Source organism: Synechococcus sp. H60.2 (assembly GCF_047462315.1).
In the GTDB taxonomy this organism is placed as follows: domain Bacteria; phylum Cyanobacteriota; class Cyanobacteriia; order Thermostichales; family Thermostichaceae; genus Thermostichus.
In genome coordinates, this window is the sequence record NZ_JANSIZ010000081.1 from 1 (window position 1) to 10,182 (window position 10,182).

The window sequence follows — 10,182 nt, forward strand, 5'->3', positions numbered from 1 at the left end:
TGTGCACTACAAGGCCGCCAGAGCAGGGATCCAGGTTGTGGTGGTGCCGCCTGCCTACAGCTCGCAGACCTGCCACCAGTGCTTCTGGCTTGGGCAGCGGGAAGGGAAGCGTTTTCGCTGTGTCAACCCGGCTTGTGGCTGGGAAGGGGATGCAGATTTGAACGGTGCCAACGTCATTACGCTTTTGGGGGTCGCTGTAAACCGGCCTGGAGATTCGTGGTTGGCTTGCCAACTGCAGGGCTACCCTTCGCGTCAGCGGCGCGTAGCGCTTAAGCCCGCTCCGTACCGCTTAGCGGTCGGAGCCGGGTAGTTTACCGAGCTCACGGAGCGCCTTGAAAGTCTCCAGTCTTTTGCTCGCCTCTGTCGGGAGCTTAACCAGGCGGATCCCTACCAATTGATCCCTTCTGAACCCCAAAGTCTCTATCTACTGGCTGCTGAGTGAGACGCTTACAGAGCTTAGCCCACCTCGCGGGCGGCCCGCACCAGCAGTCCCGCCATAATTAGTCCAGAGAGAATTGAGCTGCCGCCGTAGCTAAACAGCGGCAAGGGTACCCCTGTAGTTGGCAACAGGCCGGTGACCACACTGACATTCAGCAGTGCCTGCCCCACCAAAAACATCAAACAGCCACAGGCCACCAGCCGCGTGGGCAGGTCGAGACAGCGCCGCATGACCCGCAGGCTTACCCAGGTGTAGGCGCTCAATAGCCCCAGGAAGAAGAGGGATCCCACCAGGCCAAACTCTTCCGCATACACCGCAAAGATGAAGTCTGTGTACTGGATGGGCAGGTAGAATAGCTTTTGCTGCGAAAGGCCGTAGCCTTTACCCCACCAGCCCCCTGAGCCAATGGCCAAAAGGCTTTGCACCAACTGATAGCCGTCGCCCCGCGCATTCCCCCAGGGATCCAAAAAGGCAAGGATGCGCCGCCGCTGGTAGTCTTTGCTGAGAATGCTCACCACAGCCGCCAGGATCCCCAGTCCCGCTGTAGCCAAGAGGGTAAAAACGGGGATCCCGGCAGTCCAGGCCATGACCCAGAGGGTAAGGCCGCAGATGGCGGTGGTGCCCAAGTTGGGCTGGAGGAGGATCCCTAGCAGCGCCAAAGCAAAGAGCCCAACCCAGACGCCGCGAAACCAGGCGGGGTGGTAAAACCAACGGCCAAACACCCAGGCCCCCTGCAGCACCAACAGAGGCTTGAGCAATTCCGAAGGCTGGATGACCACCGGGATCACCTTCAAATCCAGCCAGCGGCTGGCATCCAGGCGGGAAACCCCCAGCCCCGGCACCTGGGTAGCCCAGACTAAGCCAATGCCCAGCAGACAGAGGATCCCGGCCCAGGGAAACCAGCGCCGCAAGGGGATGCGCACCAGAAGTGCGAAGCAGGCCAGCCCCAGCCCTGCCCAGAGCAACTGGCGCTTAAAGAAATAGAGGCCATCGCCAGTAGTCTGCTGCGCCACCGGGTAGGAGGCCGAAAACAGCATCATCAAGCCCACCGCCAGCCAAACCAGCGTCAGCCAGCGCAGCCAGCGCGCTTCAGCATTCCAGGGATCCCACAAGGGCTTGGCAACAGGCGCGGAAGTGGTGGCCACGGTGCTCGAAGCTGGGGTACTGGTCAAAGCTGGCACAAGCAGGCGACAGCAAAACGGTAATGGGCCGAGGGGGATCCGCCAGGGCTTGCGCTAGGGAGCAAGCGGCTGCAAAGGCCCTTTCCACCGCTACCTCTAGAGTTGGCAGGATCTCGACGTCAGTATAGCGGATTGCCCGGAGAGCCTGGGCCAGGGCAGGAGCAGCCTCCCCAATGAGCAACACACGGGCCACCTTAGCCTGAATAAGCCGCAGCCAGGCCGAGGGATCCCCCTGTTTGGCCCTTCCACCGGCAATGAGGATGATGGGCGGGGAGAGGGCGTTGAGGGCCACCCAGCCGGCCTCGTAGTTGGTGGCTTTGCTGTCGTTGACAAAGCGGATGGGGGTGGATCCCACCTGGATTTGGGCTACCCGCTCCAAGCGATGGGGCATGCCAGCAAAAGAGCGGATGGCTCCCTGAATGGCAGTGTTAGGGATCCCGGCCAGATGAGCAGCCGCTGCCGCCAAGAGCAAGTTCTGCAAGTTGTGAGGACCAGGGCAGCGCTCGGCAAAATCCTCCAGCTCCGCCACCGCTTCCCCCTGGATGTAAAGGGTGCTCCCCCGCAGGAAGACATCCGCTTGCGGATCTTGCAGGGAAACCCAGTAGGTGTTTTCCCAGTCTCGCCGCCGGCGAAAGAGGTAGGGATCCTCGCCGTTGACCACCCGCCACTGGGCCCGCTCCAGCAGCCGCGCCTTAAAGCCGGCGTAGCGCTCCAGGGTGCCGTGCCGCTCTAGGTGATCGGGGGTGAAGGTGGTCCATACCCCAATGCGGGGTGGGCTGCTAGGGGAGCTCTGCATCAGACGGCTGCTGGCCTCCAGTTGGTAGCTGCTTAGCTCTGCCACGATCCAATCCGGCTGCCGCTGCCCTTGCCAAGTCTCCAGCGCCACCTGAGACAGAGGTAAGCCAATGTTGCCGCAGGGGATCCCTTCTAGCCCTGCCGCTTTAAACATCTCCGCCACCAGGGCCGTGGTGGTGCTTTTGCCGTTGGTGCCCGTGATCCCTACCCAAGGCAGATGCTCAAGGAACTGCCAGGCCAGCTCCGCCTCTCCCACCACCTCGATCCCTTGCCGACGCGCCTCTTGCAGCAAGGGGTGATCCCAGGCAATGCCCGGGCTGACCACCACCTGCTCCACTCCCAGCAGCAGTTGAAAAGGCTGGCCCAAGTGGACAGGGATCCCTTCTTGTTCCAGCTCTGCCTGCCGTTGCTGCAAGAGCTCCGAATCCTGCTCGTCCCAGACCCACACCTCTTTTCCTTGGGCCCGCAGCAGCCGTGCAGCCGACCAACCTGCGATCCCCAGTCCCAAAACCTGATGGCCCACGTCTATGCCCCTTGGAACTTTGGCTTGCAGATGCATCTTACGGCTCTGGCCGCCCTCTAGAGCGCAGCGCGGGGCCTAGGGATTGGGGCGACAGAGAAAGGAGAGCACCTCGCCCATGAGATGGTTTATGGCTTGGTACTTCTCAGGGGGAGCTGAGAGAATTTCTACTTCCGACTGCACATAGGTAGATGGCAATAACTCGTCGCGGCAGTGGGAGACAAGCCCTTGCACCAATTCTGGCGTGGTTTCCAAGTGAAACTGGAGGCCAATCACTGAACGCCCAAGCTGAAAGGCCTGGTTCTCGCAGCCTTCGCTTTTGGCAAGGTGAAGTGCACCAGGGGGCAGCTCGAAGGTTTCCCCGTGCCAGTGAAAAACCTCAATCGAGGGCGGAAAAGGAAAGGCCAGCTCGTTCGCTGGTTGGATCCCTTGCACTGGCCACCAGCCTATTTCCTTAACACGATTTGGAAACACTCGGCTACCCATTGCGCTGGCAATCAGTTGCGCCCCCAGACAGATGCCCAAAATGGACTTGCCGGCCTCGATGGCATTGCGGATAAACTCCTTCTCCTGCACCAGCCAAGGGAACGCGCTTTCGTCATTGGCACTCATGGGGCCACCCATGACGATGAGCATGTCAAATTCATCCAGGCTCGGCAATCTTGTCGATTCAAAGAACTTTGTGCCCGTTACAGGGTACCCCTTGGCTTTGAGCCAGGACTCTATGTAGCCGAGACCTTCAAACGCCACGTGTTGTAAGTAATGGGCCCGCATGCTGATTTCAATGACTAATACCTCAGCATAGCATAGCTTCTGTAACTTCCTTGCTGGCAGTGTTTCCGGGACTGTAGCATTTCTAAGATATTCATGACAGGTTATAATACAGCCTATTAATTTAAAATAGGGTACAGAAGAGAAGGGGATGCCAACCCATTCTTTGGATTTACGGCAGAGAGTTGTGGCAGCTTATCAGGCAGGTCAGACCTCTATCCGCCAGGTAGCCGAACGGTTCATGGCGACCAAAAGAACAGTACACCGCTGGGTGCGACAAAAAGCAAGGATGTGATTGCCCCCGACCAGACAGGGGTGTGGGAGGAAATGGAACGGGGAGTAGCTCGGAGTTTACGCGGTCAAAGAGCTTATCATTATCATCAGAAATACAAAGGAGAAAGCATATTGTGATTGGATCTATTTCCTTGAGAGGGGTAGTTGGCTATCATGTCATCAAGGGTAGGACAGTGAGGACTTCTTTACTACTGATCAATTCATCTTGTCTGTGAGGAGTTTTCTCGATGCCAGGAAAAGGAACAGCACCTAAAAGTGGTGACAAATTGGAGCAGCGAGTTGTTGCTCTAGCACAATCTCTTGGATTGAAGACACAAGCAAGAGTCAAAGCAGCACGAAGGCTGTGGGGGCAACAGCGCTATATTGATGTGGTCATTAGCGATGAGAAAAGCGGCAAACGACTAGGAGTAGAGTGTAAGTTTCAGGCGACGTCAGGTACAGCAGAAGAGAAGATCCCTGCAACCATTCAAGATATGGAGCACTGGCCTATTCCAGGGATCGTGGTGATTGATGGCGAAGGGTTCTCAAAAAACATGCAAGGATACCTGATGTCTACAGGGAAAGTGGTTTGGTTTAGCGATTTAGAAGATTGGCTACGTTTGTATTTTGGATTGTAACATGAGCGATTTGCTTCTTCCGCGACCCTTTCTAAAATGGGCTGGCGGCAAGACACAACTGACGGACGCCCTATTGGAGCGGATGCCCATCTATTTCAACACTTACCACGAGCCTTTTGTTGGGAGTGGTGCGCTTTTCTTTCGCCTGTATAGAGAACGCAAGATTAAACAAGCGATTCTTTCTGATATCAACGCCGAGTTGATAGACACTTACCTGGCCATTCGCGATCATGTTTGGGAAGTTATTCAACTGCTTTCTGAATTTCCATACGATAAAAGTTTTTATTACCAGATTCGAGAGAAAGATCCTTGGTCAATGAGTCTTGCAGAAAGAGCAGCACGCATGATTTACCTAAACAAGACAGGCTACAATGGTTTGTATCGGGTCAATCGGCAGGGAAAATTTAATGTTCCTTTTGGACGATATAAAGCTCCAAAGTATCTGGACAAAGATAATCTTTTAGCCGCATCCCTTGCCCTACAACATGTTGAAATTTTGTGCCTGCCATTTGAGACAGTTGTCGAGAGAGCCAAGCCAGGCGACTGGGTGTATTTCGACCCGCCTTACGCTCCTGTCTCGCGAACATCCAACTTTACTTCCTATCATGCCAACGGCTTTGCCTTAAAGGATCAAGAGCGATTACGAGATATTTGCATTGACTTGAGCAAGAATAAGGTGTATGTTATACTTTCTAACTCTGACACTGCAATCATTCGCTCTTTGTACGCTATGCCCTTCTTTGCTGTTGATGAGGTTCAAGCAAATCGGGCTATCAACTGCAAGGGGGCAAAGCGAGGAAAAATCACCGAGCTGGTGATCACAAACTACCCTGTTGAAAGAACGGTGCAGCTATGCTTACTCGAGCAGGGGTTGCCTTATTTGAATGAATGCCACCCAACAGGCGCCTGCCCCTGCTGCTGCTCCGCTGCGCTTCGGCGTCGCTCCTGAGGCAACAGACTAGTAGGTGCGCCCGCGCCAAGAGCGGGGGCGACTGAGGGCTGACAAGATCACCCGCAGGACAGCCAAGGGATCCGCCAGCGGCGAAGCCCAGAACGTCCACGGGGGATCCTGGTAGGAGCTGCGAATGCCTACCAGCACGCCCAAGCGCAGGGCGAGTAGGCCTAAGTTTAGCCCCAACAGAACCTGCTCTGTTAGGGAAAAGGGCAACCCCATCCCGGCCTTGATCCCCAGCCCCCCAACTGCCAAGACTGGGATCCCTTGGGTAAGCACCAGTAGGGCGATATCCCCCCACAGTTGAGCCTTGGGAGTGGCGTCTTTCAAATCCAGGGAGCGGCCCCACTCCCGCCAGGTTTCAGCCAAAGACGTGTACATGCGCACCTTGAGCAGGTGCCGACCGTCGCAAAAAGCTACCTTAAAGCCGGCTGCCGCGATCTGCCGCACCAGGGTTACGTCGTCGCAAAAGGAAGCCCGCGCCAGCGTGTAGCCATTCATGGCTTCCAGCACCGAGCGGCGCACCAACATGCACTGCCCATTGGCCATCGTCCGCTCCGGCAGAGCAGCCGTGTCCCCTGCCGCCCCATAGCGGTAGATCAGGGTTGTCAAAAGAGCCGGCTGCAGCCAAGCTTCTCCCCAGTGCTCCAAGATAAACTGCGGCGCCAGGGTGATGAGATCCAGCTGGTTGGCCTGGGCAGTTTCCAGCAAGCGCTCTACCAGGCCTGGCTGGGGGCGGGTATCGGCATCAATACCCAGGATCCACTCAGAGGCGGGATCCGACTGGAGAAATCCATAGTGCAACGCCCAGGGACGACCTACCCAGCCACTGGGCAGGGGATCGTCGGTCAAGAGGCGAAAGCGGGGATCCCGCTCGGCCATCTGCAGCACTTTCTCGCGGGTGCCATCCTGGGAGTGGCTATCCACCACCAGCACCTCGCGCACAACCGCTCCCTGGCGGTGCAGCCCTTCCAGGCAGGGATCCAGGCGCTTGGCTTCGTTGAGGGTGGGCAGTAGGACGCTGACCAGGCCCGGCGGGAAGGGGATCCCCGCTTGGCCAGGGGGCAGAGGGGAAGGGCGCCGCAAAGACGGCAGCAGCCGCGCCAGCAACACCGCCACCATTGGCAGCTGCAGGGCCAGCAAAATCAGGGCAGCCGCATCCCCTATCGGGATCCCGTGCGTATCCATTGGAGCTACCTTCCTACATCAAACAAAAAGTTGCCTGGCAGAACCCAACCCGGCGGCTTTGGTTCAGAATCAATGTGGCTCCCGCCCTTGACTTTCTCAGCCCTTTGTGGATGTTTCCACCCAGCTCAGCCCCAAAGGATCTCTTGTCACCCTGGTCAAGCTTCCGGCAGGAAAGCTGGATCCCGCTTTGGTGCGGAAAGAGCTGGGCCAAATTCTCGCCGAGAAACCCAAACACCTCTTACTGGATCTAAGCCAGGTTACGCTGATCGACAGCATGGGGGTGTCGGCTTTGGTGTGGGCAAGACGCACCTGTACTCCCGCCGGCTGTCATCTCAAGCTCTGCGGCTTAGGAGAACAGGCCAAGCTGGTTCTCAAGGTTACCCATCTGGATTCCCTCTTCGAGATCTATCCGTCGGTGGAAGCCGCCCTCAAGGATGTCTCCGAGTCCTGAAGGGGAGAGCTTGTTACAAGTTTTACCGCATCCTCAAATCAAAACCCCCTAGGGGCTAGTCTCCTGGTTCTCAACAGCCTGGGGCTGGTTTCTTTGGGCGTAGAGCTGCGCCTGTTGCCGGATTTCCTCCCGCACCTTGGGCGGGGCCAGGCGGGCCGCTTGCTCAAACAGATCAGGGGCTTGTGCCCGTAGGTCGGCATCGGCAGCAGAGCTGAGGGCTATTGCCTTGCCCAATACCGGGGCAAAATCGCTGGGATCCGCTGCAATCATCTCATCATAAAGGGCCACCGCTTTTCCCGTCTGGTTGTTGCGGGCGTAGATAAAAGCTAAGCGCAGGCGGACATCGTTATCTTCCGGTACTTCCTTCAGATAGTTCTCCAGCAGGTCAATGGCTTCAGAAGTGTGGCCCAGAGCCAGTTGAACGTCGGCCAGCTCCTGCAGAACTTGGCCATCTTTGGGATCCTTTTTGTAGAGAGCTTGAAGCTGCTCCAGCGCTCCTTCCAGATCTCCTGTCTCCCGCTGAATTTGAGCCAAAAAAGCTCGCAGTTGCCGATTTTCCGGCTCCAGTTCCACCAGCTTCTTCAGCGGCTCAATGGCCCCTTGCGGCTCGTTGAGCTGCAGTTGCGTGTCAATTAACCCCCGCAGGGCAATGGGGTTATCCGGCTCCCGTTCCAGCACGGCCCGGTAGCCGTCCGCCTGGGCCCGCAGTTGCTCGGTAACCAAATTGGCGGTGTCTGCCGAGTCAGAAGGCCCCAGTGCCTGCAGTATCGGGCCAAAGGAGAAGCCCAGGAACATGACTGCGCCAAACACCAGCATCAGGGCTTCCAGGAATTTGCGGAGGGGCGATTTGTCAGGTTTGGACTGAGGCATGAAGGGGCTCGCACCAATCTCTCTGTACTCTATCATCGGCCCCCTTGAAAGCACAGCAGCCTACTGGCCAGGCCAGCGGCACAAAATTTGCCCTAACAAAGGGGGGGTGCTAGAACCTCACCGGCAGCCCCCTTAACTTTGAACCTGCTGGAGCTGCTGCACCTGGGCCTGTAGGTAGGGGATCCCCACCCGGTAGCAGTAGTCGCCGAAGCGCTCTTGGGGGTGGCGCTCCTGCTTGTAGAGCTGCAGAAGAATTCTCATCAGGGGCACGATCTGGCTAATGTGCACCCGATCCTGAAACGGCTGGGCCAGGCGATCCCCTTGCGGGCTGGCCCCCAGCCAGATTTGGTAGTAGCCATCGGGGGCGGATCCCACCAAGCCGAGCTCTGCCAAGTAAGGCCGGGCACAGCCATTGGGGCAGCCGGTCATACGCACCAGAAAGGGCGAATCCTGCAGCCCCAGCTCCTGCAACACCTGATCCAACTGGCGAATCAGGGTGGGCAGGGCTCGCTCCGACTCGGTAATGGCCAAGCCGCAGGTGGGAAGCGCCGGACAGGCCATGGAGAGCCGCACCAGCTCCGGGATCTCCTCTTTGGAAAGCACCCCATGGGACTTGAGGATCTGGTTGATGGCCTCTCGCTGGTGATCCTCGATGTCAATGAAGATCACGTCCTGCGTAGGAGTCAGCCGCAGGTGGAGGGAAAATTCCTCTACAATCTTGCGCAGGGCCGTTTTCAGCCGCCGCTCCGGCGTATCTTGGATGCGGCCATTTTCAATCGAGAGGCCCAAAAACCAACGGCCATCCCCTTGCTCGTGCCAGCCCAGGTAGTCGTCGCTGTTGGGGACAAACTTGGGCATGCGCCGGAAGGGCAGTAGCTTCTCCCCCAGGTACTGCTCGACCACGCGGCGAAACTTGCGGATCCCCCAGTCGCGCACCAGATACTTCAGCCGTGCCTGCTTGCGGTCGTAGCGGTTGCCGTGATCCCGCTGCACCGCCAAAATCGCCTGGCAAACCCGGTACACCGCTTCCGGCGGGGCAAAGCAGAGCTTCTGGGCCAAAAGGGGTTGGGTCTCCTCCTTGCCGTGGGTGCGCCCCATGCCGCCGCCCACCACGATGTTGAAGCCCTTGAGGTTGCCCTTGCGGTCGGTGAGGACGATCAAACCCAGGTCTTGGGAGTACACATCGACGGTGTTCTCCCCGGCTACGGCGATGGCCGTCTTAAACTTGCGGGGCAGATAGACCGGGCCATAGAGAGGTTCCGGCCCCTCCAGCCTCACGCCGTTGCCTACAAACTGCTCGGCTTCCCGGACTTCCGGATCCACCGGCGGGATGGAAACCGCCTCCCCATCCACCCAGAGCTCGTAGTAGGCAGAAGTCTTTGGAGCCAGGAGATCCGCCAGTTTGCGGGCATACTCCTGGGCGTAGCGGTAGGCAGGCCGGTTTTTGTAGGGGGCGACCGGTGCCATGACGTTGCGGTTGACATCGCCACAGGCGGCCAGGGTGGATCCCATCTGCCGGATAATGCTGGCCACCGTGGCCTTGAGATTTTTCTTCAAGATCCCGTGGAGTTGAAAGGTCTGCCGGGTGGTGGCCCGCAGGGTGCCGTTGCCGTACTCATCGGCCAGCCGATCCAGGGTCAAGTAGAGCTGCGGCGGCACATGCCCCCCCGGAATACGGGTGCGCAACATCATCTCGTAGGCCCGCTCCAACCCCTCCTGCTTTCGCTGCTGCCGCAGATCCCGGTCGTCCTGCTGGTAGGCGCCATGAAACTTGAGCACCTGCACCGCCGCCTCGCTAAAGTGGGTAGTGTCTTGGGCCAGCTCCTGCTGCAAGGGATCCCGCAGGAAATGGCTATCTGCCTTGATCTGCTCCACCTTGGAGCGCTTGGCCTCAGAGCCGACAAGGGAGCTCATCTGATTCTCCAGTAATCCGGTCGGAATACTTGTGAAACAGGGTAGCATCTCCCCTGGGCCGCGTCCAGTTCTATGGGTTTGAGGTGGAACAGCCTACTCCCCTCTCCCTCTGGGAGAGGGGTGTGTGTTTTAAACATATGACGCTGCCGACGATCTAAGGGGTGTAGATCTCGGGGGTGGCCGTTTCATT

10 protein-coding genes and 1 pseudogene are annotated in these 10,182 nt (G+C 58.1%); 5 read left to right on the forward strand and 6 right to left on the reverse strand.

Going from position 1 to position 10,182, the window contains the following annotated elements; translation table 11 throughout:
- On the forward strand, positions 1–310 hold a 310-nt coding region (locus NW845_RS11125; protein ID WP_414378569.1), incomplete at its 5' end, for a zinc ribbon domain-containing protein.
- Between the two features lie 146 nt (positions 311–456).
- On the opposite strand, the gene NW845_RS11130 is transcribed toward NW845_RS11125, so the two are convergent.
- From NW845_RS11130 to NW845_RS11140, 3 genes are all read right to left on the reverse strand, one after another.
- Positions 457–1,584 carry an FtsW/RodA/SpoVE family cell cycle protein gene (locus tag NW845_RS11130; RefSeq protein WP_414378570.1) on the reverse strand — a complete coding sequence of 376 codons (1,128 nt, stop codon included), beginning with the start codon at positions 1,582–1,584 and terminating at the stop codon, positions 457–459.
- Positions 1,529–2,938 (reverse strand): UDP-N-acetylmuramoyl-L-alanine--D-glutamate ligase, encoded by a 1,410-nt coding sequence (gene murD / locus NW845_RS11135; RefSeq protein WP_414378571.1) that lies wholly within the window; start codon positions 2,936–2,938, stop codon positions 1,529–1,531. Before murD ends, NW845_RS11130 begins: the two co-directional genes overlap by 56 nt.
- A 75-nt stretch (positions 2,939–3,013) precedes the next feature.
- On the reverse strand, positions 3,014–3,595 hold the full coding sequence (locus tag NW845_RS11140; protein WP_414378573.1) for a type 1 glutamine amidotransferase: 582 nt from the start codon (positions 3,593–3,595) through the stop codon (positions 3,014–3,016).
- Between the two features lie 262 nt (positions 3,596–3,857).
- Here NW845_RS11140 and NW845_RS11145 point away from each other — a divergent pair.
- From NW845_RS11145 to NW845_RS11155, 3 genes and pseudogenes are all read left to right on the forward strand, one after another.
- A pseudogene (locus NW845_RS11145) lies at positions 3,858–4,167 on the forward strand (IS630 transposase-related protein); the annotation flags it as partial.
- 60 nt (positions 4,168–4,227) lie between these two features.
- Positions 4,228–4,617, forward strand: coding sequence for a PD-(D/E)XK nuclease superfamily protein (locus NW845_RS11150; protein WP_414348152.1), 390 nt, complete (start codon positions 4,228–4,230; stop codon positions 4,615–4,617).
- A 1-nt stretch (position 4,618) separates the two neighbouring features.
- The gene (locus tag NW845_RS11155) at positions 4,619–5,566 is read left to right on the forward strand and encodes a DNA adenine methylase (RefSeq protein WP_414378575.1); all 948 of its coding nucleotides are present in this window, start codon (positions 4,619–4,621) and stop codon (positions 5,564–5,566) included.
- Between the two features lie 9 nt (positions 5,567–5,575).
- Here the strand turns inward: NW845_RS11155 and NW845_RS11160 are convergent, their stop codons facing one another.
- The gene (locus tag NW845_RS11160; protein WP_414378577.1) at positions 5,576–6,757 is read right to left on the reverse strand and encodes a glycosyltransferase family 2 protein; all 1,182 of its coding nucleotides are present in this window, start codon (positions 6,755–6,757) and stop codon (positions 5,576–5,578) included.
- Between the two features lie 106 nt (positions 6,758–6,863).
- On the opposite strand from NW845_RS11160, the gene NW845_RS11165 reads away from it, so the two are divergent.
- A complete protein-coding gene (locus NW845_RS11165; RefSeq protein ID WP_414378579.1) occupies positions 6,864–7,208 on the forward strand; it encodes an STAS domain-containing protein in 345 nt (114 codons plus the stop codon).
- 48 nt (positions 7,209–7,256) lie between these two features.
- On the opposite strand, the gene NW845_RS11170 is transcribed toward NW845_RS11165, so the two are convergent.
- On the reverse strand, positions 7,257–8,078 hold the full coding sequence (locus NW845_RS11170; RefSeq protein WP_414378581.1) for a tetratricopeptide repeat protein: 822 nt from the start codon (positions 8,076–8,078) through the stop codon (positions 7,257–7,259).
- Between the two features lie 132 nt (positions 8,079–8,210).
- The gene (locus NW845_RS11175; RefSeq protein WP_414378582.1) at positions 8,211–9,992 is read right to left on the reverse strand and encodes an NADPH-dependent assimilatory sulfite reductase hemoprotein subunit; all 1,782 of its coding nucleotides are present in this window, start codon (positions 9,990–9,992) and stop codon (positions 8,211–8,213) included.
- Between the last annotated feature and the right edge of the window lie 190 nt (positions 9,993–10,182).

What these genes read in the sequence shown, in the direction of transcription:
- NW845_RS11170 (WP_414378581.1), bottom strand. Translation starts at nt 8,078, where the DNA reads ATGCCTCAGTCCAAACCTGACAAATCGCCCCTCCGCAAATTCCTGGAA.
- NW845_RS11160 (WP_414378577.1), bottom strand. Translation starts at nt 6,757, where the DNA reads ATGGATACGCACGGGATCCCGATAGGGGATGCGGCTGCCCTGATTTTG.
- NW845_RS11150 (WP_414348152.1), top strand. Translation starts at nt 4,228, where the DNA reads ATGCCAGGAAAAGGAACAGCACCTAAAAGTGGTGACAAATTGGAGCAG.
- NW845_RS11155 (WP_414378575.1), top strand. Translation starts at nt 4,619, where the DNA reads ATGAGCGATTTGCTTCTTCCGCGACCCTTTCTAAAATGGGCTGGCGGC.
- NW845_RS11175 (WP_414378582.1), bottom strand. Translation starts at nt 9,992, where the DNA reads ATGAGCTCCCTTGTCGGCTCTGAGGCCAAGCGCTCCAAGGTGGAGCAG.